The 23,356-nt window shown below is 45.7% G+C and carries 19 protein-coding genes and 3 pseudogenes; 19 read left to right on the top strand and 3 right to left on the bottom strand.

All coding sequences use genetic code 11. The annotated features are described in order from the left end of the window. Nucleotides 1-2,256: a glycosyl hydrolase family 95 catalytic domain-containing protein gene (locus tag ACTNEW_RS11115; RefSeq protein ID WP_441060831.1), complete on the top strand. Its 2,256-nt coding sequence runs from the start codon at nucleotides 1-3 to the stop codon at nucleotides 2,254-2,256. Next, entirely contained in the window at nucleotides 2,243-3,805 is a 1,563-nt protein-coding gene (locus ACTNEW_RS11110) for a glycoside hydrolase family 43 protein (protein ID WP_441060827.1), read from the top strand. Before ACTNEW_RS11115 ends, ACTNEW_RS11110 begins: the two co-directional genes overlap by 14 nt. Nucleotides 3,806-3,893: 88 nt before the next feature. On the opposite strand, the gene ACTNEW_RS11105 is transcribed toward ACTNEW_RS11110, so the two are convergent. Next, a complete protein-coding gene (locus tag ACTNEW_RS11105) occupies nucleotides 3,894-4,922 on the bottom strand; it encodes an aldo/keto reductase (RefSeq protein WP_441060824.1) in 1,029 nt (342 codons plus the stop codon). A 254-nt stretch (nucleotides 4,923-5,176) separates the two neighbouring features. Between ACTNEW_RS11105 and ACTNEW_RS11100 the strand changes: the two are divergent. Next, nucleotides 5,177-5,383, top strand: a pseudogene (locus ACTNEW_RS11100) (helix-turn-helix domain-containing protein); the annotation flags it as partial. After that, nucleotides 5,367-5,528: a HipA N-terminal domain-containing protein gene (locus tag ACTNEW_RS11095; protein WP_441060822.1), complete on the top strand. Its 162-nt coding sequence runs from the start codon at nucleotides 5,367-5,369 to the stop codon at nucleotides 5,526-5,528. The pseudogene ACTNEW_RS11100 and the gene ACTNEW_RS11095, both read left to right, overlap by 17 nt. A gap of 54 nt (nucleotides 5,529-5,582) precedes the next feature. Here ACTNEW_RS11095 and ACTNEW_RS11090 read toward each other — a convergent pair whose 3' ends face one another. Next, nucleotides 5,583-6,242, bottom strand: a complete 660-nt coding sequence (locus ACTNEW_RS11090) for a Crp/Fnr family transcriptional regulator (protein WP_441060819.1) — start codon at nucleotides 6,240-6,242, stop codon at nucleotides 5,583-5,585. Nucleotides 6,243-6,383: 141 nt separating this feature from the next. Between ACTNEW_RS11090 and hcp the strand changes: the two genes are divergently transcribed. From hcp to ACTNEW_RS11075, 3 genes are all read left to right on the top strand, one after another. Further along, a complete protein-coding gene (gene hcp / locus ACTNEW_RS11085) occupies nucleotides 6,384-7,937 on the top strand; it encodes a hydroxylamine reductase (RefSeq protein WP_441060816.1) in 1,554 nt (517 codons plus the stop codon). A gap of 91 nt (nucleotides 7,938-8,028) precedes the next feature. Continuing rightward, complete coding sequence (locus ACTNEW_RS11080) at nucleotides 8,029-8,637, top strand: nucleoside recognition protein (RefSeq protein WP_441060814.1); 609 nt, start codon at nucleotides 8,029-8,031, stop codon at nucleotides 8,635-8,637. A gap of 89 nt (nucleotides 8,638-8,726) precedes the next feature. Beyond that, the gene (locus ACTNEW_RS11075; protein WP_441060880.1) at nucleotides 8,727-9,254 is read left to right on the top strand and encodes a spore maturation protein; all 528 of its coding nucleotides are present in this window, start codon (nucleotides 8,727-8,729) and stop codon (nucleotides 9,252-9,254) included. Between the two features lie 250 nt (nucleotides 9,255-9,504). Here the strand turns inward: ACTNEW_RS11075 and ACTNEW_RS11070 are convergent, their stop codons facing one another. Continuing rightward, a complete protein-coding gene (locus tag ACTNEW_RS11070) occupies nucleotides 9,505-10,245 on the bottom strand; it encodes a lysophospholipid acyltransferase family protein (protein ID WP_441060811.1) in 741 nt (246 codons plus the stop codon). Between the two features lie 192 nt (nucleotides 10,246-10,437). Here ACTNEW_RS11070 and ACTNEW_RS11065 point away from each other — a divergent pair, with 192 nt between their 5' ends. The 12 genes and pseudogenes from ACTNEW_RS11065 (at nucleotide 10,438) to ACTNEW_RS11010 (ending at nucleotide 23,344) form a co-directional block, all read left to right on the top strand. Beyond that, nucleotides 10,438-10,845: a protease complex subunit PrcB family protein gene (locus tag ACTNEW_RS11065; RefSeq protein WP_441060808.1), complete on the top strand. Its 408-nt coding sequence runs from the start codon at nucleotides 10,438-10,440 to the stop codon at nucleotides 10,843-10,845. Nucleotides 10,846-10,873: 28 nt separating this feature from the next. Continuing rightward, nucleotides 10,874-12,430 (top strand): DUF3794 and LysM peptidoglycan-binding domain-containing protein, encoded by a 1,557-nt coding sequence (locus tag ACTNEW_RS11060; RefSeq protein ID WP_441060806.1) that lies wholly within the window; start codon nucleotides 10,874-10,876, stop codon nucleotides 12,428-12,430. A 216-nt stretch (nucleotides 12,431-12,646) separates the two neighbouring features. Next, a complete protein-coding gene (locus ACTNEW_RS11055; protein ID WP_441060803.1) occupies nucleotides 12,647-14,191 on the top strand; it encodes a serine hydrolase domain-containing protein in 1,545 nt (514 codons plus the stop codon). A 19-nt stretch (nucleotides 14,192-14,210) separates the two neighbouring features. Beyond that, on the top strand, nucleotides 14,211-14,915 hold the full coding sequence (locus tag ACTNEW_RS11050) for an N-acetylmannosamine-6-phosphate 2-epimerase (protein ID WP_441060799.1): 705 nt from the start codon (nucleotides 14,211-14,213) through the stop codon (nucleotides 14,913-14,915). 4 nt (nucleotides 14,916-14,919) lie between these two features. Continuing rightward, a complete protein-coding gene (locus ACTNEW_RS11045; RefSeq protein ID WP_441060796.1) occupies nucleotides 14,920-15,807 on the top strand; it encodes an ROK family protein in 888 nt (295 codons plus the stop codon). A gap of 3 nt (nucleotides 15,808-15,810) precedes the next feature. After that, nucleotides 15,811-16,578 (top strand): annotated as a pseudogene (locus ACTNEW_RS11040) (transglutaminase domain-containing protein); the annotation flags it as partial. 39 nt (nucleotides 16,579-16,617) lie between these two features. Next, a complete protein-coding gene (locus tag ACTNEW_RS11035; RefSeq protein ID WP_441060794.1) occupies nucleotides 16,618-17,547 on the top strand; it encodes a DUF3878 family protein in 930 nt (309 codons plus the stop codon). A 133-nt stretch (nucleotides 17,548-17,680) separates the two neighbouring features. Next, nucleotides 17,681-18,136 (top strand): annotated as a pseudogene (locus ACTNEW_RS11030) (PD-(D/E)XK nuclease domain-containing protein); the annotation flags it as partial. A 110-nt stretch (nucleotides 18,137-18,246) separates the two neighbouring features. Beyond that, a complete protein-coding gene (gene ispE / locus ACTNEW_RS11025; protein WP_441060877.1) occupies nucleotides 18,247-19,143 on the top strand; it encodes a 4-(cytidine 5'-diphospho)-2-C-methyl-D-erythritol kinase in 897 nt (298 codons plus the stop codon). Further along, nucleotides 19,133-19,825: a GntR family transcriptional regulator gene (locus ACTNEW_RS11020; RefSeq protein WP_441060792.1), complete on the top strand. Its 693-nt coding sequence runs from the start codon at nucleotides 19,133-19,135 to the stop codon at nucleotides 19,823-19,825. Before ispE ends, ACTNEW_RS11020 begins: the two co-directional genes overlap by 11 nt. Nucleotides 19,826-20,082: 257 nt before the next feature. Then, on the top strand, nucleotides 20,083-21,579 hold the full coding sequence (locus tag ACTNEW_RS11015; RefSeq protein WP_441060790.1) for a spore germination protein: 1,497 nt from the start codon (nucleotides 20,083-20,085) through the stop codon (nucleotides 21,577-21,579). A gap of 94 nt (nucleotides 21,580-21,673) precedes the next feature. Then, nucleotides 21,674-23,344: a GerAB/ArcD/ProY family transporter gene (locus ACTNEW_RS11010; protein ID WP_441060788.1), complete on the top strand. Its 1,671-nt coding sequence runs from the start codon at nucleotides 21,674-21,676 to the stop codon at nucleotides 23,342-23,344. The last annotated feature ends 12 nt before the right edge of the window (nucleotides 23,345-23,356 follow it).

The following is a 23,356-nucleotide window of genomic DNA, read 5'->3' as shown; positions in this document are numbered from 1 at the left end:
ATGCTGAGACAATTACTGATTCAGAACAAAGAAGGCTATACGCTTCCCTATCCCGCCTGGCGCTGGGAAGAAGGCATGCTGCTGGGCAATGGATCCCAGGGGGCCGATGCCTGGGGAGATGCAGAACATGAAAAAATCACCCTTACAGAAGAAACGCTGTTTGCTCCGGTGGATGAGGGGCTTACTCCCATTGAAATGGCAGAAAGACTGCCGGAAATCCGGAAACTGCTGAAAGACGGCAAAAGTAAAGATGCTTCTGAACTGGTTGTGTCCATGTTCCGGGAAAAAGAGGGATTGGAAGAAAAAATCTGGACAAACCCATTCATTCCGGCAGGAGATTTGCATATATTAACGGAAAATACGGAAATTTATGAAAATTATGAAAGAAAGCTGGTATTTGAAACAGGAGAAGGGCAGGTAACTTTTCAGACTGACAAAAACAGTTTTTTGAGAAAGTATTTTCTGTCCAGAGCGGATGAATGCCTGGTGGTGGAGATTTGCAGTGAAGAACCGGCGGATTATCAGATTTATCTGTCCCGCACGCCTTATGTGAAAAATGGAATGCATGTCAATAAAAAAATGTTTCCTGCCAGCGGCGGTACGCAGTTTTTCAAGCCTCATATCCAGGAACAGGATACCGGCTTATGGTATCAGTGCGCATATGAGGGAAAAGAAAAAGGGTACGGAATTATACTGGAAATTGCGCAGACTGATGGAAATACGGAGATTTCCGGTAAGAAAATACATATCAAAGATACGAAAAAAGTACTGTTTCTTGTGAGGACCTTTGCAGCAGAAAATGCCGGAAACGAGAATTTATGGAAGAACCATCAGGCAGAACTGCAGGAGATGACAGATGGTAACTGCAGTGTGGAAGAGAATTATCAGAAGCTTTTTGCACGGCACAAAGTCATTCATCAGGAGCGGTTTAACCGGATGGACCTGACGCTGGAAAACAAACATCTGGAGACCATGTTCCATGCCGGACGCTATGAAATCTTTTCTTCCTGTGGAAAGCTTCCGCCTAATCTGCAGGGCGTGTGGAATGGAACTTACGATACGCCCTGGAGTAGTGATTATACCCAGAATGGAAATCTCCAGACCGCAATCATGGGATTGCTTCCATGCGGAGATTTTGAAGGCATGGAGAGTTATTTCGGATATCAGGAGGGCCTGCTGGAAGACTATCGGGAAAACAGCAGAGTTTTGTACGGATGCAGGGGTATTCATGTTCCAAGCCGTACGTCGGACTGCGGTGTGGATTTCCACTTTGACATTACCTGGCCGATGGTGTTCTGGACAGCCGGGGCTGCCTGGGTTTCTCATTTTTATTACGATTACTGGCTTTATACGGGAGATGATGAATTTTTCAAAAACAGGGCATTGCCGTTTATGAAAGAGGCTGCGCTGTTTTATGAGGATTATCTTTACGAGGATGAGAGGGGATATTGGGAATTTAATCCTTCCTACTCTCCGGAAAATACACCTGGAAACAAAGATAATGCTGCCTGCATCAACGCAACAATGGATATTTCCGTTGCAATGGAATTATTCCGAAATCTGATTACAGGCTGTCGGACGCTGGGAATCGAAGAGGAGAACGTTCAGAAATGGAAAATATTTTTGGATAAAATGCCTCCATATTTAATGAATGAGGAAGGTGCTTTGAAAGAATGGGCAACGGAAGATCTGGAGGACCGGTATGATCATCGTCATTCTTCCCACCTGTATATGTTGTATTATGATGTTCCCGATGAGAAGCCGGAAGTGTTAGAGGCAGCAAAGAAAGCCTATGAGATTAAAATGAAACGGAAGAAAGAAGAACAGGGTACGATGGCATTTGGGCTGGTGCAGGCTGGAATGGCGGCAGCTCATCTCGGTGACCGGGAAATGGCTGGTGTGATGCTGAAAAGCATGAGTGAAAACAACTATTACCGTACTTATGCAAGTTCCCATGATTATGGCCCCAGTATTTTTAACGCAGATATCAGCGGTGGGGTACCTGCCCTGATGCTGGAATGTCTGGTGCAGTGCTCTGTTTTGACGGATGAGGAGGACAGAATCTGTGAGTATGAAATCCGGCTTCTTCCTGCTGTTCCGGACTTGATGAAAACCGGTGAAATAGAAAATGTACATCTGAGGGGAGGATTCCTGATCGATTTGAAATGGGAAAACGGGATGCTGGTTTCCTGGAATCTGAAAAATCCGCTTCACAGAAAATATCACGTGCTGGGAGGACAGAATGGAGAAAAATAATATCAGAAGAATGTGGCTGGCAGACCAGGGTGACGGAACTTATCAGAATCCTATTCTTTATACCGATTATTCTGATCCGGATGTGATTCGCGCAGGGGATGATTATTTTATGGTCGCATCCAGTTTTTGTAATGTTCCGGCGGTACCGCTGCTTCATTCCAGAGACCTGGTAAACTGGAAAGTAATCAACTATGTTATGGAAAAACTGCCTTTTGAGCGGTATGACCAACCGGTTCATGGCTGCGGGACATGGGCGCCTTCTATCCGGTATCATGATTCTTTTTATTATGTGTTTGTGCCATTTCCGGATGAGGGAATCATGATGTGCTGTACGAAAAATCCCTGGGGAAAATGGAGTGAACCATCCTTTGTGAAGAGAGCCTGCGGGTGGATTGATCCTTGTCCGTTCTGGGATGAGGATGGAAAAGCATATATGGTCAATGCCTTTGCAAAAAGCAGGATTGGCTTCAAAAGCATGCTGTATATCAGCGAAATGGATCCGAAATGCGGGGAAATACTGAATGATGGAAAGTTCGTCTATGACGGACATGAAACACAGCCGACCATTGAAGGTCCGAAGATGTATAAAAGAAATGGCTGGTATTACATTTTTGCTCCGGCAGGAGGCGTGGCGACAGGCTGGCAGACGGTGCTGCGTTCAAGAAATGTATATGGACCATACGAAGAACGGATAGTTATGCATCAGGGAGACAGTCCGGTGAATGGACCTCACCAGGGAGGCTGGGTAGAAACGCAGACAGGAGAAAGCTGGTTTGTACATTTTCAGGATGTGGGAAATGCGGGGCGGATCATTCATTTGCAGCCAATGCACTGGAAAGATGACTGGCCGGTAATCGGGGAAGATCTGGAGCATACAGGGTGCGGAACCCCTGTTTTGCGGCATAAAAAGCCGGATGTAGGGGCAGAATATCCCATCTGCAGCCCTGCAGAAAGTGATTTCTTTGAGGAAAAGTGTCTGGGACTTCAATGGCAGTGGAATGGGAATCCAAAGAAGAACTGGTATGAAATGACTGGTAGCGGATTGAAGCTTTATGCTCAGAAAAAGCGGGCCGGAGAGTGCATCTGTGATATGCCGAATCTTCTTCTGCAGAAATGGCCTGCCCCGGAATTCCGGATCACTGCCTGTATGGAACTTTCGGATATGGAGGAAGGGGATTTCTGCGGTCTGGTTTCCTTTGGGGGAAAGTATGCGCTACTCTGTGTTATTGTAAAAAATGGTGAACGAGTGCTGCAGCTTTGGGAAGGAGAAATAGAAACAAAGATAGAAGACTGTAAAAGTTTTCAGACGATCGCGCAAGATTTTGACAGGATTTATCTCCGGATGCAGGTGAAAGAAACGAAAAAAATTTCTTTTCAGGTGAGTACAGATGAATACTCTTTTGTTCCGGTTGGAGAGGAGATGCTGGCTTCGCCGGGAAAATGGGTTGGTGCCAAAGCCGGACTGGCAGCCTGGAATGAGTCTTCTGAGGAATGCAGAGGAGGAAGTGTGACATTCGACTATTTTGTGTTTGAACCACTGGAGAAATGAGAAATAGGATACATTTCAGGCGAGTACTGATGAAGAATAGAAAAACAGGAAGGAACCCCCAATTGGGGAAATCTTCCTGTTTTTTGATTTACTGCACTTTCACTTCCCCTGCAAGAACTTTTCTGTAATCCTCCAGATTTTTCCGTAATAATTCCGGTGTGTTCAATTCATAAGGGCATTTGCTGACACACTGGCGGCAGTTCAGGCAGTTCTTGATTTTTGCCATTTCGGCCTGCATCTCTTCTGTGAGCCATGCTTTGGATGGCGCACGGCGCAGCATCAGTGACATTCTGGCGCAATTGTTGATCATGATACCTGCCGGACAGGGCATACAGTATCCGCAGCCGCGGCAGAAATCTCCGGAAAGTTCCTTTTTCTCCTGTTCTACATAGGCACGCAGTTCTTCATCGTATACGGGTGTTTCCTCCATAAAGACCAGCCATTCTTCCAGCTCCTCCATTTTCTGGATTCCCCAGATCGGGAGGACATTGTCAAACTGTGTCATAAAGGCCATGGCAGCCCTTGAGTTATGGATAAGTCCCCCTGCGAGTCCTTTCATGGCGATAAATCCCATATTCGCTTTTTGGCAGGCATTGACCAGTTCAATGTCTTTTTCTGATGAAAGATAGCTGAACGGAAACTGCAAGGTTTCGTAAAGTCCGGATTCCACACATTCCATGGCAATGGCAAGCTTGTGAGCGGTCACGCCGATGTGGCGGATTTTGCCCTGTTCCTTGGCCTGCAGCATGCATTCATACATACCGGTTCCGTCACCTGGTCTGTAGCACTGGTCTACGCAGTGAAACTGATAAAGGTCAATGTAATCGGTACGAAGATTTTTCAGAGAAGTTTCGAGATGCTGCCAGAAGTCTTCCGGTGTTTTGGCAGCAGTCTTGGATGCAATATAAATTTTGTCACGCATACCGTCAAAGGCAGCGCCGACTTTTTCTTCACTGTCACTGTAAGCTCTTGCGGTGTCAAAAAAACGAATTCCGCCTTCATAGGCTCTGCGCAGAATAGCAGTTGCCTCGTCCATTCCCACCCGCTGTATCGGCAGTGCGCCAAAAGCGTTCTGACAGACAGTGATTCCTGTGGTTCCTAATGTAATCTGGTTCATAGTTTGATCCTCCTGTTTGAAATTATTCTAGCAAAGTGAGTTGAGAGAGTCAACTGGATTTGTGAATGGGGCCTTTTCAGATGAATCGTATGATGTTATGATAAGGATAAAATATTATTCTTTTATAGAATATTTTTTGAAAAAAGCTAGTATTTTATTCTTTATAAAAGGAAGTGCAAGAGATTGCTGAATCAAATCAGGTTTCCGGGTGAAATAGCGAAAGATATAGCAAAACAGGAAAAAGGAAAAAGAAAAAAAGAAAATTGACACAGGCAGAATTAAGTGCTCGGGCAGGGATCAGTCTTGCTTCGCTGAAGCGTTTTGAACAGACAGGGGAGATTTCTTTTGTATCTTTAATAAAAATAGCAGTTGTACTGGATGAAACAGAGACGCTTGATCAGTTGTTTCAAACTAGGGAATATTCATCCATACAGGAGGTTATAGATGAAAGAAATCAATAATCTTACAATAAAATATCATGATAGAATAGTCGGGATTCTGGCTGAAACAAAAGATGGAAAAGGAGCATTTCAGTATGATAAAAGTTGGTTGGTGGACGGATTTTCTATCAGTCCATTAAAAGACATATTGGAATCATATGCGTAAGTCGGTCTTTTCATAAGTGCTTTCGCTTTTTGAAGAAGTCTGTATTATTATGAATTATAATATCGTAAATTCACTCCTGCGGCAGTCGATCAGCCCCTCTTTTTTCAGCCGGGAAATCTCCGCGGACATGGCGCTTCTGTCCACTTCCAGGTAGTCGGCCAGTTCCTGGCGGTTGTAGGGAATCGTGAAAGAATTGCTCTGGTGAAGCCTTGCCTGGACAGTGAGGTAAGTCATAAGTTTTTCTCGTGTTGTCCGTTTGGAGGTGATCTCGATTTTTTGCTGAAATGCGATGTTTTTTGTGGCGATGTCACACAACAGATTGTAAATAATCTGTTTGTGGAAACTGCAGGTGCTGGTACATGTATCAGTAATTTTGCGGCAGTTCAGAAAAAGGACGGAGCAGTCTTCCGCGGCAATGACATTTACGGGCAGTGCAGCAATGTCTGCGCAGGCAAAGGATTCCCCAAATGCTTCTGACTGAACAAGTCTGGACAGGATATTCCGGTTTCCGTAAAAATCTTCTTTTATGATCTGAACAGAACCGGATAGGATGACACCGATATTTTGAATTTTCTGTCCTTCGTGATAAATAAAATCATCTTTCTTATAAACTTTCACTTTGGCATTCAGACATTTCAGCATTGCTTCAATCTCTTCTTCTTTGATACCCTGAAATAAATTACAGTTTAATAATGGCAGAAATAATTTTTCCATGGTGCTCCTTTTTGTTGGAAATCCAACATACTTTTTGCGGTCAGTATATTAAACTATGGCTGTAAAGTCAATAGCAATTCAACGTTTCAGAAAAGCCGGGAAGCTTTTTTGAAAGAAATAAATAGATTCAGGGAGGAAACTATGGATTATAAAATGTTTTGTTTTCAATGTGAACAGACAGCGGGATGCAAAGGCTGTACAGGAAATGCGGGCGTGTGCGGGAAAAAAGCGGACACGGCCAATCTGCAGGATAATCTGACAGGAGCGCTGATCGGACTTGCAGGAGCGGTTAAGGGGAAAGAAGAGTTTATCACCGGGGAAATGAATCAACTGGTGATGGAAGCGTTGTTTTCCACGCTTACCAATGTAAATTTTGATAACGAATCTCTTACAGAACTGCTCAACAGGACTCATGCAATGATCAAAACTATGGGAGAAGCGGCAGATTATCCGATGGAACTTCTCTGGAATGCAGAGGAGGATATCCGTTCTTTAAAATCTCTCATTTTATTCGGTATTCGCGGAATCGCTGCTTATGCGTATCATGCAGAGGTTCTGGGCTATCATGAGGAGGAAATCAGCAGATTCTTTTACAAAGCCCTGTATGCAATCGGGATGGACTGGGGAATGGAGGAACTGCTTCCGGTCGTAATGGAAGTCGGAGAGGTAAATCTGAAGTGTATGGAACTGCTTGACCGGGCAAATACAGAGACATTTGGTACACCGGCTCCGACAGAGGTGACTCTGAATGTGGAAAAAGGTCCGTTTATTGTGATATCCGGTCATGATCTTTATGATTTAAAACAGCTTCTGGAACAGACAGAAGGAAAAGGAATCAATATTTATACCCATGGAGAGATGCTGCCCGCGCATGCTTATCCGGAACTGAAAAAATATCCGCATTTGAAAGGCAATTTTGGAACCGCATGGCAGAACCAGCAGAAAGAATTTGCAGAAATTCCGGCACCGGTAGTATTTACAACCAACTGCCTGATGCCGCCGAAAGCAAGCTATGCGGATCGCGTCTTTACAACAGAAACAGTTGCATATCCGGAAATCGTGCATATTGGAGAAGACCGGGATTTTACTCCGGTGATTGGGAAGGCACTGCAGCTTGGCGGATATCCCGAGGATCGTGCGATGACAGGAATCAATGGCGGAAGTAAAGTACTGACCGGTTTTGGACATGGAACCGTATTATCTGTGGCGGACAAAGTGATCGAAGCAGTGAAGAGCGGAGAAATCAGACACTTCTATCTGATCGGAGGCTGTGACGGGGCAAAGACCGGCCGCAATTATTATACAGAGCTGGTGAAAAATACGCCAAAAGACGGAGTTGTTCTGACGCTTGCCTGTGGAAAATACCGGTTTAATGATCTGGATCTGGGAACGATTGCCGGACTTCCGAGACTGATGGATATGGGACAGTGCAACGATGCCTACAGTGCGATCAGGGTGGCAGCAGCACTGGCAGAAGCTTTTGGATGCTCTGTAAATGAACTTCCGCTTACGATTATTCTCTCCTGGTATGAACAGAAGGCTGTCAGTATTCTGCTGACCTTACTGCATCTGGGAATCAGGAATATCAAACTGGGCCCGTCTCTTCCGGCCTTTGTATCTCCTAATGTACTGAATTTCCTGGTGGATCAGTTTGGTATCGCTCCGATTTCGACAGTGGAAAATGATCTGAAATAATGGAGTGAGTTTGGAATAAAAGTTAATTTCACATACATTGCTCAAAAAGGGCATAAGGTATAAAAACAGGTGTCCTGTACAGGTGAAGAATATGACGTATTTATGGAGCGGGATGATCCTGATCGGGATTGTTTATGGTGTTCTGACCGGGAATCTGGAGGCAGTGACAGAGGCTGTAATCTCTTCTTCAAAAGAAGCGGTAAATCTGTGTATCGGCATGGCGGGAATCACTGCCATGTGGACGGGAATCATGAAGATTGCGGAAACCACCGGACTGGTAGAGAAATTGTCCGGGGGACTCCGCCCGGTGCTGAAGCTTTTGTTTCCGGAACTTACAGGAGAGGTCAGGGCGTGCAGTTATATTTCCCTGAATTTTCTTTCCAATATGCTGGGGCTCGGGTGGGCTGCCACTTCATCGGGGCTGCTGGCTTTTCAGGAATTGGACAGGATTAATAGGGAAAATTGTATCCGGCTGGGTGAGACCGGGAAACGGGGAATTCCTATTGCCAGCAATGCCATGTGTACGTTTCTGATCATCAATGTTTCTTCTCTTCAGCTGATTCCAATGAATATGATTGCATACCGGGCACAGTATGGAAGCCCGCAGCCTGCGGCCATTGCAGGTCCCGGGCTGGTGGTTACCATGATCAGTACGGCAGCCGCTGTAATATTTTGCACCATTATGAATCGGAGAAGATGACATATTTGATTTGTCTATTTTCCGATATGCCGGTTCTTATGAGAAACAGAATATCATAAGGTATCATGAGAGTGTTTGCGGGAGAAGCTATGAAGGTGATTTCCTATCTTTCCAGTCTCATGATACCTTTTTTGCTGTTTTATGTGATTGGATACGGATTACTGTCAAAACGGGATATTTACAGAGATTTTCTGGACGGAGCCTGCGAGGGGCTTCGGACTGTGGGAAAAATTGTGCCTGCACTGATCGGACTGATGACGGGAGTAGGTGTTCTGCGCGCTTCGGGTTTTCTGGAATTTCTTGGAGGATTGATGGGAAGAGTGACGGAATCTTTCGGATTTCCGGCAGAACTGGTACCTCTTACACTGGTAAGAATGTTTTCGTCCAGTGCGGCAACGGGGCTGCTTCTGGATATTTTTAAAGAATTCGGGACAGATTCGCCGACGGGATTGATGGCAGGACTGATTCTTGGCGCAACAGAGAGCGTTTTTTATTGTATGAGCGTGTATTTTGGTTCAATCAAAATACAGAAGACCAGATATACACTGCCGGGAGCTCTGATTGCGACAGTGGCAGGGGTGATTGCGGCAGTGTGGATGGTAAGATGGATGAGATAGAGCGTGTTGAAAAATTCATTTCCGACATTTGTGTGCCACACTTTGCGGAAAGCAATTTTCAAACACGCTCTAGATAATGCCCGTCGGACAGGGTTATTCTGCGTCAGAGTGCTGCTGGTACATCACAAATCAAATAACAGATACATCTGATTTTGATAATACCGGAGGTGCAGAAAATTTTTATACTGTCAGAAAGTCATAAAAATCATTATGCAATTCTGGCAGACAAATTTGAACCAGATAAATTTGTTCAGATAAGCTCTTTATTTTTGGTAAGCATCTCGCGGATCACATTCTGTGTGTAGATTCCGAGATGTTTTTTGTCTTCTTTATCCAGTTCGTCCGGATAGATTGGCTTACCGTATTCGACAATTACATGAGCCGGTTTGATGGTTGGGAAATGTGATTCCCAGATACCTGCTGTATTGCTCAGGGCGATTGGGATAATGGGGCATTTGCCTTTCGTGGCAATTTTGAAACTGCCTTCATGGAAAGAAAGCATGTCCAGTTCGTCTTCGCCTCTGCTCCGGGTGCCTTCCGGGAAAATACAGATGGAAATACCGTCTTTGATTTTGTCCACTGCAGCGAGGATCGTTTTCAGACCCTGCTTGATATCTTTTCGGTCCAGGAAAAGACAGTGCAGATATTTCATCCAGTTGGAAAGCAGCGGGACTTTTTCCATTTCTTTTTTGGCAACATAACCGGTGCGGATCGGGCAGCGGGTGTAAGTCAGAAGGATGTCAAAAAAGCTCCTGTGATTGCCGATGTACAGGACGGGTGTATCCTTCGGCACATTTTCTTCTCCGATTACGGTGATGCGTGCTCCCGTCAGCCAGAGGATGAAACGAAAAACTGCCTGGATGATTCGGAGCGAGCTGATGTCCTTTTTCATGGGAGTGAATTTCCCGATGCCCCATTCAACGATCAGAAGAGGGATGGACAGAATCAGGAAACCGACAACGGTAATGCATACTAAACAAAAACGTATCATAACAAGATTCCTTTCGTGTGTATTCTTTTTTTATTATACGGAAATAAAAGGCGACTTGCAATAAATGATTGAAAGAAATACAGGGAATAAGTTGCTGCGGATGAAGGAAAATGTCAGTGGAAAAAACGGGCAGTAATATCCGGCGGATCTGCCGCATAAAATGCTTACGAAGGAACGGTTTGGGGTGGCAGTATGGGGAAGAGAATCTGCCTGTTGGTACTGGCGGTGTGTGTGCTCCTGGGACTTGGCGGATGCAGGATCATCCGCATTGAGGAAGAGGAAAGAAAACCTCTGGAGTATACGATCGTGAATCAGCAGGAAATCCCGGAAGAGATTCTGTCTCTGATTGAGGAGAAAAAAGCCGGAGAGTTTCAGATGACGTATCAGAGCGGGGAAGAGATGTATCTGATCAAAGGTTATGGCCGTCAGATGAGCGGCGGTTACAGTATCCGTGTGGAAGAGCTGTCACATTCTTCCAATGGAATCTTTTTTATGACACATCTGATCGGGCCGAAGGATGACAGCATGGCCGGTGAACCGTCCTATCCGTATATTGTTGTAAAAATGGCATACCGGGAGGAGCCGGTGGTGTTTGAATAAAAAGAAGAGTGCAGGAGGGAGAATGAGCATGGAGTTAAAAAAAGAAGACATTCAGATGCTTCGGGAAAAGAGCAGGGCAACCAGCCAGGTGACTTTTGATGCGGACTATAATGTTCCGGATGCAAAGCCGGATATCGGGAGGATGATCCAGAACAAGGGAGATGTGCGCATGGATGAGGTACGCCTCAGTGATGGCCATGCGTTTTTGAAGGGCAGTCTGAATGTGGATCTGCTTTATGTGGGGGATGAGGAGAAAAAAGTTTACAGTCTTTCGGCAAAATTGCCGTTGGAGGAAACTCTGAACCTGGAAAATATCGTGAGCGGGGATAAAATCTGCCTGAAGTGGGAGATTGAAGATCTGAGCGTGCATCTGATTCATTCCAGAAAAATGAACATCAAAGCAATCGTTACATTTTATGCTGTGGTGGACGAACTGGCAGGAATCCGTCTGCCTGTGGCTCTGGATGATCCGTCGGTTTCCGTATTGAAAAAGCAGATGAGACTTCTGGATCTTGCAGTACATAAAAAAGATACCATGCGGCTGAAAGAGGAAATCTCTCTGGCTTCCAACAAACCCAATATTGCAGAGCTCCTCTGGTATCATATGGATGTGCGCGGACTGGATCTGCGTCCGGAGGAGAATCTGGTAAAAGCCAGGGGAGAACTTGCGGTATTTGTTCTTTATTCAGGAGATGATGAGGGAAATCCGCTTCAGTGGCTGGAATATTCCCTGCCGTTTTCGGGAGAAGTGGAGTGCGGAAACTGCAGTGGAAATATGATTCCGAATATGGAAGCAGCAGTGATCAATCAGGCGGTCGAGGTGAAGCCGGATGCGGACGGGGAGGAACGTGTTCTGCTTGCAGATGTGGTTCTGGAACTGGATATGAAGCTTTACCGGGAAGAAGAACATGAGATCATCACAGATGTCTATACACCTCTGCGGGAATGTATTCCACAGGGAAAAATGGAAACACTGGAAAGTCTGCTGGTGCGTAATTTTTCCAAATGCAGGCTGTCAGACAGAATAGAGGTCAAAGAAAATCAGGGGAAAATCCTTCAGATCTGTCATAGCCAGGGAAGGGTAAAAATCGATAAGACACAGATCGTAGAGAACGGTATTCAGGCAGAGGGGATTGTTTTCATGAAGATTCTCTACAGTGTGGGGAATGATGATATGCCGTTTTATTCCATGGAGGCGATGCTGCCGTTTACCCATGTGGTGGAAGCCCGCGGCATCACACCGGATTGTCTGTATTATCTGAAAGCCGGAATAGAACAGCTTTCCACTACAATGGCGGACAGCAATGAAATTGAGGTAAAAGCTGCGGTCAGCCTGAATGTACTGGTGATCCGGCAGGAAAAAACGATGATCATTGACCGTGTGGAAGAAAAGCCTCTGGATGTGGAAAAAATCCGCAGTATGCCGGGAATCACGGTGTATATGGTAAAACCGGAGGATACCATGTGGAACATTGCGAAGCGGTTTTACACGACAACGGAGGAAATCCGGATGCTGAATGAACTGGAAGATGAAAACGTCAATCCCGGACAGCCGCTGCTTCTGGTGAAGAAAGTGGAAGGGTAAGGCTGGATGTTTCATATAAAAATTTCAAGACTTGCAGTAAAGGTCGGATATCAGAGGCTTTTGCTGCGAGTCTTTCTGTGTTTCTATTCTTTTTGGTGATTTGTTCTGTCTCTCTCTTTTTTTCTGAAAGGAAAGATGTTACAATAGAAAGCAAGATAACAACACTGCAGAAATGATTCATGTGCAGAAATGACAGCTGCAGGAAAGGAGACGACAATGGGATATTTTGAAATGACATCACCGGAAGCGGTCGGGATTTCATCAGAGGGAATCCGCGCTTTTTTGAAAGAAACAGAGAGGACCGGACTGGAGCTGCACCGCCTGATGATTCTGCGTCACGGGAAATGCTGTGCGAAGGTTACATGGGCTCCCTATGATGAAAACGATATGCATCCGCTGTATTCTTTCAGCAAATCTGTGACTGCGACTGCAATCGGTTTTGCCCGTCAGGAGGGACTCCTGTCACTGGATGAAAAAATAACGGATATCTTTTTGGAGGATGTGCCGGAAAATCCGTCCGAAAATCTGAAAGCCTGTACGATTCATCATCTGCTCTGTATGAGCTGCGGACATGAAACAGAAATCGGAGATCGCAGTTCGCAGTGGCGTAAGAGCTTTTTTGCGCATCCGTTCCTTCATGAACCGGGAACTTTTTATCAGTACAATACTCCGGGAAGCAATCTTCTGGCAGCCATTGTAAGAAAAAAAACAGGGCAGCAGGTAACGGAGTATCTTCGTCCCCGTCTGTTTGATCCGCTGGGGATGGGAGAAGTTTACTGCTTCCAGCTTCCGGATGATCTGGAGACCGAAGCCGGAGGCGGCGGTATGAAGATGAAACTGGAAGATATGGCGAAATTTACCCAGTTTATGCTGCAGGATGGCTGGTGGGAAGGCAAACAGCTTCTGAAGGACTGGTATTATGACAATGCTCGTGTGAAACATATGGAAACAAAAGGCGACAGTGCAGGGCATGTGAAAGACTGGGCAAATGGTTACGGCTATCAGTGCTGGATGGGAAATCTGCCGGGGTCTTTCCGTGCGGACGGTGCGTTCGGACAGTTTGGCCTTGTATATCCGACTCTGGATCTCTGCATTATTACCAACTCTGCCACAGAGCAGACGCAGACGATGATCGATGCAGTGAATGAATATCTGTTACCGTGCGTGGACCCGGAAGTACACGGTGCAGCAGAAGAAAAGGGAGAGGCGCTTTGCCTGAAAAAATCCATTCCTGTTCTGACCGGATGCAGAAATCCGATGCTGGAAGAAAAACTGAATCATTCCGTTTATACCCTTGCAGATCAGGATAAAACGTTGTCCGGAATTAAGCGTCTGGTAGGCGGTGCCGGGATTTATGTGATTCCGGATGACGGTGCTGTCACGCAGATTCGTTTTTCTTTCGAGAGAGACCAGGTGGTTCTTCACTTTACGGAAAATGGTGTGGAAAAAGATATTGCAGCGGCTCTGGACAGCAGTTTTGCTTTCTCGGTTGTGGATGAAATCCGTTATGCGGCTACCGCCAGATGGCGCAGCCTGCGCAAACTGGAAGTAGAGATCCGCCGCATGGATGCGATGAGCGGTGCAAGAATCATCTTTAGATTTGATGGAGACCGTCTGATTCCGGAAGCAGATGAAACACTGATGACGGACGGAGGACTTGGCATGACGGAGCGCCGTATGGCAGAATTTTGTCAGACTGCCTGTCTGGAGGATGTGGCAATTGAAGTTACCGGAAACAATCCGGGGGTTGTAAAAGAATAAACAGAACAAGGAGAAAAAAATGGAGCAGATTCTGGAAGCAATCCGAAACACGATGATCGTTTCCTGTCAGGCACTTCCTGGTGAACCGCTTTACTGCGAGGAGATGTCATTGATGCCTTTTATGGCAAAGGCGGCACAGGAAGCAGGATGCAGATGTATCCGTACAAGCAGTGTCCGGGATGTTGTGGGTATCAAAGAAAAGACAGGGCTTCCCGTCATTGGTCTGATCAAACGGGTTTATGAGGGGTACGAGGGATATATCACACCAACGATGAAAGAAGTGGATGAGCTGGTTGCTGCAAAAGCAGATATCATTGCCCTTGACTGTACCATGCGTGCCAGAGGAGACGGGATGACTATTAACGAATTTCTGAAGAAAATCCGTGAAAAATATCCTTATATTTTGCTGATGGCGGATGTTTCCACTCTGGAAGAGGGAATCAATGCATGGAAATGCGGTGTGAATCTGGTTGGAACCACATTGAGCGGATATACGGCATATTCTCCGAAGAAAGACGGACCGGATTATGAATTGGTGGAAAACCTGGTGAAAAATGTGGAAATTCCTGTCATTGCGGAGGGAAAAATCCATTATCCTGAAGAGGCAAAGAAGATGCTGGAGTTAGGAGCCTATGCAGTAGTGGTTGGTGGAGCAATCACACGCCCGCTGGAAATCGCGCAGCGGTTTTACAGAGAGATTGCGCCCTGTGCGGTGGAACGGTAAACATATGAAAATACTGGTATTTGACATTGGAGGAACATTTATTAAATATGGCTGTTGTGTGAATCATAAACTGACAGAGATTCATGAGGTGCCCACAGAAGCAGAGAAAGGCGGTCCGCATATTCTGGAAAAAGTGATTTCTCTGATTTCCGGACAGATGGATTATGATGCCATTGGAATCAGCACTGCCGGACAGGTAAATGCAGATGAGGGTTCCATTATTTATGCCAACAGCAATATTCCTGCTTATACAGGAACCGAAATCCGGAAAGTATTGGAGAAGCGGTTCCATGTGCCGGTGATGGCAGAAAACGATGTGAATGCTGCAGCTATGGGAGAGGCTGTGTACGGTGCTGGAAGAGAGAAAAAAGCATTTCTGTGCCTGACTTACGGAACCGGTATCGGTGGTGCAATCGTGCAGGATCGGATGATTTATCACGGAGCAACGTTTTCTGCTGCAGAGTTTGGGGCCATTGTCACACATGCAGAGGAAAAAATCCATGGAAAAGATTTCTTTGACGGCTGTTATGAGAAATATGCATCTGTAACGGCTCTGGTGCAGAGAGCCATGAAATATGAGAAAGAACTGACAGACGGCAGAAAAATTTTTGAGAAACTGGATGACCCGGAAGTTTTCCGGATCGTTGATGAATGGATTGATGAGATCATGATGGGACTTGGCAGTCTGATTCATATTTTTAATCCGTCCTGTGTGATACTGGGAGGCGGAATTATGACCCAGCCGTTTATTACAGATCAGATCCGGCAGCGGATTTCCCGATATGTGATGCCGAACTTTGCGCACGTGGAAATCCTTCCGGCAATGCTGGGAAATAGCGCGGGTTTGCTGGGGATCAATTATCTGACCTGCGAGTATAGATATAAGGGATGATTTATGGAACCATATTACTACAACCGAATGAATAAAACACAGCAGGCTGTCTACCACGCCATTTATCAGGGGCTTTTGAGAATTGACGATTCTTTTCTGATTCCAAGGGTAGAAGCTGAGGAACTCTATCACATTTTTTTCCAGCTGCGCCTGGATCATCCGGAGATTTTCTGGGCACCGGGATATCAGTATAAATACTATCCGGATTCCCCGAATCTGATTTTTCTTCCGGAATATCTCTTTGAAAAGGGGAAAATCAAAGAGCATCAAAAAGCGATGAAAGCCAGAGTGGAGAAACTTGCCCGCCCGGCACAGAAGCTTTCCGAATGGGAAAAAGAGAAGTATGTACACGATTTTATCTGTACCAATATTCATTATGACAAACTGAAAAAGCCCTATTCCCATGAAATTATCGGACCGCTTGGACAGGGTGTTGGTGTCTGTGAGGGAATCGCAAAGTCCGTGAAAATCCTGTGCGATGCGCTTGGCATCTGGTGTCTGATCGTCATCTGCGGAAATAATCCGGAGAAAGGAATCAAATACCGCCATACCTGGAATGTGGTAAAAATCGGCGGACAATACTACCATCTGGATGCGACTTTTGATAATACGCTTGGCAAAGAAGAAATCCGTTACGATTACTTTAACCTGAATGATAAAAACATTTTCCGTGATCATGAGCCTCTGCTCGTGCCGGCACCTGCCTGCACAGACGGAGATCATTTTTATTACAGAGAAAAGAAGCTTTCCTTTACCAGACAGCCGGAGATTACAGTGGAAGAGGCAAATGAAGGGGAGAAGGAATAAACGATGGATACCTTTATTATGCTTCAGGAGCTTCTGGAGCAGAACCAGTTTGAATTGATATGTCAGGGACCGGAGATTCGTCTTGTGTATCTGATGAATGATGCGGCAGAGAGTTTTCTGGTCTTTCAGAATGCAGTGATGACTGGTAATTACAAGAAAAATTATGAGGGAAAACTGAATGCATCGCTGAACAGGGAAGAGGAAACATATATCCTGTCTGTTTATCAGGGAGATACGGTGGTGACTCTGTTTTTTACTGATCTGATGCTGGATGTCCGGCTGTATGATTACAGCGGGCTGGGGCATTTCTGGGTGAAAGGATACGAATACCTGAGACAGCTGGAATACCGGATTGCGATTCTGCGGGACAAACGGGATTATCTGGGTGAGGAATACTGTACACAGCAGGAACAAAAACTTGCTGCTCTTGCGGATTTTCCGCCGTTGAATTACTGCTGTTATCCGGCAGTACCGGAGAAATATATCGTTCCCCGAGGAGAACCCTGGCAGGTCTCGGAAGAAGCGATTGCGGTTATGGAGGAATTGACAGATGAAGTCCATGATCGCAGAATGAAAAGGATGCTTGGGTTTTACCGCAGACATCCGAATCCATTTGCTGCGAAAAAAATTGCCCGGATGCTGCACCGGAACGCTCATGCGGAATTGACAGATCTTCTGACGGAGAAACTGTGTGAGGCAGCAGCCGTTTATCCTGTGCGTTCTTTCGGGGAAGAAACGGACAGGAAGTATGCACAGATTATAAAACAGGCGCAGGAGCGGCAGGAGCTTCTGAAACGTCAGGGAAGAGATTCCGTTCTATTGCTGGAACAGCCCTTTGTGACGGCAGCGGATGACATGAAATTTCAGGTGCATCTGATGATCTGGAAGAGAGGGTGGATCAACAGGAGAGCGGAGGTGGAGAGCTTTCGCTAGAGCGTATTTTTATATGGTCGGCTAAAATGGAATGGGAATATGAAATAGCCGATACAATAGAATAAAATTGATCAGCCATTGTGATAATCTGCGCGCAGATCCAAATGCCAGACCAGAGGATTACTGGTCAAATACAAGCGGAAATGACCGGAAAACACTGGATAAATTCTGCAGTGCATTTTTAAACGGAGATACAGCATTCATAGAAGAAATTTTCAATGACTATCTGTGGAATACTATCAGTATTCGTGATACGGCAGCTCAAAAGGAGCGGAAAGAAAATTTTTATCATGGGCTTCTTCTTGGACTTCTTGGTTTTCAGGATGAGTGGCTTGTGAAGTCAAATGCAGAGTCTGGAATTGGTTTTAGTGATATTCTGGTTGAGATACGAAGAAACCGGATTGGAATTGTGATCGAAATGAAATATGCGGAGGATGGTAATTTAGAAAAGGCATGTCAGAAAGCTCTTCAGCAGATAAAAGACAAAAAATACGAAGCCAGATTAAAAGAAGACGGCATGAGAAATGTTATGAAATACGGAATTGCATGCTATAAAAAAGAATGTAAAGTTGAAAAAGGGGAGGCGTAAGCCTCCTTTTCGATTATCCGCAGAAGCATATTGAAATTCAGGAAAAAATCATATAAAATAAAGGACAGAAAATACTGTATACAAAAAACAAAACAGTAGGAAAAGATACAATATCGGAGGAAGCTATGCGATTACGTGCACTGGCAAAAATTAATTTGGGACTTGATATTTTAGGAAAGAGAGATGACGGGTATCATGAGGTACGCATGATCATGCAGACGATACAGATGTATGATGTGCTGGAACTTCATCGCAGCAAAACACCGGGAATTTCTCTTGTGACGAATCTGCCGTTTGTTCCATCTGATGAAAGAAATCTTGTTTACAAAGCAGCAAAACTTCTGATGGATGAGTTTCACGTGGAAGAAGGCATTTCCATGAAACTGGATAAATCGATTCCTGTAGCTGCGGGTATGGCAGGCGGAAGTTCCGATGCAGCGGCGGCTTTTGTAGGGGTGAACCGGCTTTTTAATCTGGGCTTAAGCGAGCGGGAACTGATGGAACGCGCAGTAAAAGTAGGCGCAGACGTGCCTTATTGTGTTATGCGCGGAACTGCGCTTGCGGAAGGAATCGGGGAGAAGCTGACCTGGATCCCACAGGTACCGAAGTGTTATATCCTGGTAGGAAAACCGGGTGTCAACGTTTCCACAAAGATGGCATATGAGAATCTGCATCTGGATGAAATTAAAGAACGTCCGGATATTGACGGAATGATTCAGGATATCACTAATGGTGACCTGTATGCCATGGTATCGAAAATGGGCAATGTATTTGAACCGGGGATTATCGGACGTTATCCGGTTATTCAGGAGATTAAGGATCTCATGGAAGCCAACGGAGCGCTGAAAGCAATGATGAGCGGCAGCGGTCCGACAGTATTTGGTATCTTTGATGATGCGGAAAAAATGGAAAAAGCCGCAGCAATCCTTCGGGAAAGTCATCTGGCCAAGACCGTGTTTGCTACGGAAACATACAATAGAGAAGGAGGTTTTGCGAATGACAAGTGATTTTACAGTAAATATGGACCAGTATCTGCCTCTGAGAGATGTTGTATTCAATACCCTTCGTCAGGCAATTTTGAAAGGAGAACTCAAGCCGGGTGAACGTCTGATGGAGATTGCTCTTGCAGATAAGCTTGGTGTCAGCCGTACGCCGATCCGGGAGGCTCTGCGCAAACTGGAGCAGGAGGGTCTCGTATTCATGATTCCGCGCCGCGGTGCACAGGTAGCGGATATTACAGAAAAGGATCTGAATGATGTTCTGGAGGTTCGTATTGCATTGGAAAATCTTTCTGTTGAAAAAGCGTGCAAGCGAATGACAGAGGAACAGATCAAAAAACTGGGGCTTGCAGCCAGAGAGTTTGAACGCACGATTGCAGAAAATAATCTGGTGAAGCTGGCGGAAGCAGATGTGGCTTTTCATGAGATCATTTACCAGGCGGCGGACAATCAGACTCTGAATCAGGTACAGAGCAATCTGCGTGAACAGATCTACCGTTACCGTGTAGAGTATCTGAAAGATGAAGAAATGAGAAACCAGCTTGTCAAGGAGCATGAGCAGCTGTACCTTGCGATGAAAGAACGGAATGTGGAAAAAGCCCAGGAAATCAGCTTCCATCATATTGAGAATCAGAGGAAGGGAATTATCCGGTCCATTCAGGGCGAAGCAAATGCTGCGCAGAAGAAATGATGCAGTATGGAGCTGATTCTGCTTTGAACTGATTCTGCTTTGAGTTGTTTTTGATTTGAGCTGTTTTTATTTTGACTGTTTCGGATTTCTTTTGAATAATCCGTACTAAATATAGAAGATTTTGGAGATACTAGGAGAGATGTGAGAACGTCTCTCTTTTTTGTTACAGAAAAGAACAGTGGACAGTCCGGGAATTTTCAAACACACTTTAGTACATTGAAAAATCAGACGAGAAAAAGCAGAAGAGGTGACCAGCTGTGGACAATATTAAGATTTCAAAGAACTTACGTATCAATGAAGAATATGTGAGAAACAGATGTGAAAACTGTGCGGACATCCAGGTCCGTCAGATGAAACTGGGTGAGGAGCGGAAAGTAGACTGCCTGATGGTTTACATTGAGGTGGCTGTGTCCAATATGATGCTGGATGATTCGGCAATCGGAAAGATGGTGAATCATTTCTGGGAGGTTTCTCCGGAAAAAATTCAGGAATTTGTGGCTGATAACAGCCTTGGGATTGCTGATGTAAAAAAGCTGGAATCTATGGATGAAGTATTTTCTGCGCTTCTGGCGGGAAATGCCGTTTTCTTTATGGATGGTTATGATCAGGCCATGAAAATCTCCAGCAAGGGTTATCCGGGAATGGGAGTATCCGAGGCGGAAGCGGAAAAAGTTCTGCGCGGATCTAGAGAGGGATTTTCAGATTCTGTAAAAACGAATTCTGCGCTTGTGCGGAAACGTTTGCGGGATACGAGGCTGAAAGTGGAGGAACGCCAGATTGGAACCAGAACGCATACGATGCTCCATATGCTTTATATGGAAGATCTGGTGCGTGAGGAATTTCTGGAAGATGTCCGGGAAAGACTGGATACTTATGAGATCGACGGAATTCTGGACAGCGGGATGCTGGAACAGCTGACAGAGGAGGTCTGGTATTCGCCGTTTCCCCAATACCAGATAACGGAACGTCCGGATAGAGCTGCGCAGGAAATTCTGAATGGAAAAATCGTTCTGATCTGTGATAATTCACCGTCGGTATTGATTCTTCCAAGTTCGTTTCAGGGCTTTATGGAGAGCAGTGAAGACTGGAATCAGCGTTTTGAGATGGCATCGTTTCTGCGGGTCCTGCGGTATCTGGCACTGGCCTGCGCAACACTTTTTCCGGGACTTTATCTGGCAGTTATCCGGTTTCATACGCAGATTCTGCCCACAAATCTGATTTTGTCCTTTGCGGATGCGCGGGAGGGAGTGCCTTTTTCCAGCGTGGCGGAACTGATATTTCTGGAACTGGCTTTTGAGCTGATCCGTGAGGCAGGGGTGAGAGTTCCGGGGGCATTGGGAAATGCGATTGGGATCGTAGGCGGACTGATTGTAGGAGATGCGGCCGTCAGCGCAAATCTGGTAAGCCCTATTGTGGTGATGATCGTTGCCCTGACTGCGTTGGGCTCCATGACGATTCCGAATGAGGAATTTGCCTCTGCATTCCGGCTGATCAAATATGTATTCTTGTTCCTTGGAGGATTTCTGGGAATCTTCGGGATCGTGCTGGGGATTTATCTTTTGATATCTCATCTTGCGGGACTATTGAGCTTCGGTATGCCATATCTGATGCCTTTTGTAAAAAGAAATCCGGAGCATGGTGTGGGAGACGGAATTCTGCGGATGCCTTTTCAGAGGCGATGGAGGCGGCCTCTGTATGCGAAGAACGACCAGAATGTCCGGTTAAAGAAAAGAGAAGAATGCAAAAGAAATTAGAATATTCAGCTGAAGAAAAAGAATGATTGAAAAGAAATCAGAAAGAATAGAGAGAAATGCGGAAAGGAACCTGCAGGACAGGGTGGTGTGAAGTATGGAGTTTGCAGAAAATAACAGAATTTCCCACAGACAGCTTTATCGTCAGATGGTGCTGGCATTTCTGGCACCATTTATGCTGTGTCTGTTTGGGCGGGACCGGATTCTCGGGTCATCGGGGATTGCGGGAACACTGGCAGCGATTCTGCTGCTCCTGTTTTATGTGATTTTTCTGATACGTCTGGAACCGTATTATTCGAATCTGGGAAAATCGGAAGGAGGATTTGCCGGGCGTGTGTTTGGCAGCTTTTTTGTGATCTATGTGATTTTTACAGCGGCATATCTTCTGACCGTGCTGATGAAAATTGTTCCGGAAAGCCTTCTGGAAGGTGTGGAAGGTAAATGGATCGCTTTATGTGCCGTGCTGGTGTGTGCCTTTGGAACACACAAAGGAATGCAGCGAAGAGGCAGGATTGCGGAAGTTTCCGGAGGATTGCTGCTGGGAGGTATGATATTGATGATGATTTTGTGCCTGGGACAAAGCAGAATTTCGTACCTGATGGAAATGTCTGTGGCATGGGATTTCACTGGAAGGGAATTTTTGAGAAGTACTTATGGAGTGTTATGTGCTTTTTCCGGAATAGGGCTTCTGCCTTTTGTACTGGGAAATGTGGAAAAAAGAGGGAGTGCGGGAAAAACAGCTGTGTTTGGAATTGTGACGCTTGGAGGAATCATTCTGGGAATGCTGATTCTGCTTCCTGCTGTTTTTGGATGGAACCGGCTTCTGGCGGAAGAATATCCTGTCATTCCTTTGCTTGCAGGAGCAGATCTTCCAGGAAATGTGCTGGCAAGATTTGATGTGCTGTGGATGGGATTTTTGCTGTACAGCCTTTTGTTTGCGGTGGGGAGTCTGTTCCATTACGGACACCAGATTATCCGGCAGACACATCTGGGGACAGGAAGATACTGGATGGCAATTGTGGTTTACGGGCTTTCTGTTCTGAAATTCCGCGGATGGGGGATAGAAGATATTTATGGACGATACCTGGCTTATATTTTTGTACCTGGTATGCTGCTTCTGCAGGTACTGATCATGATGCGGGGAAAAGGAAAAAGGCGAAAAAAAACAGCCGCAGCTGCAGCAGGAATCTCCCTGATGCTTTTCCTTTCAGGATGTGCAGGGATTGAACCGGAAAAAAGAATGTATCCTCTTGCGCTGGGGGTGGATGGAACTGCCGATAGTTTTGAAATTACTTATGGAATGCCGGATTTGCCGCAGGCGACCGGACAGGGAAAAGAGGAGGAAAATAATCAGACTTCTGTTCTTACGATTACAGGAGCGGATTTTGATGAGATTGAGGAGAAATACGAAAGGTCGCAGGAAAAGTATCTGGATATGGGACACCTGCAGGTGCTGATACTGAGTGACCGTCTGCTGGAAAATGAGCGGTGGCAGGTACTCCTGGATTATTTGAAGGAAGAGCCTTTTGTGGGGGAAAATGTGTATGTGTTCCGTGCAGAAGATCCACGGGAAATTCTGGAGTGGGAAGGGGGAAGCGGGACTTCCGTGGGAGAATATCTGGTCGGTATTCTGGAGAACCGTGTCTCCGGTCAGGAAAAAAAGGGAGTGACACTCCGGGAAGTTTATCATCAGCGATATCTGACGGGAGGCATGCGGATTTTGCCGAAAGTGAGACTGTCGGGAACAGAACTGGAAGTGTGGATGTGATGGAAGGTTTCC

Origin of the sequence: Blautia sp. HCP3S3_G3 (genome assembly GCF_052063365.1) — a bacterium.
Taxonomy (GTDB): Bacteria; Bacillota; Clostridia; order Lachnospirales; family Lachnospiraceae; genus Blautia_A.
The sequence above is the reverse complement of the archived record's forward strand: the minus strand, read 5'-3'. Positions and strand labels throughout refer to the sequence as shown.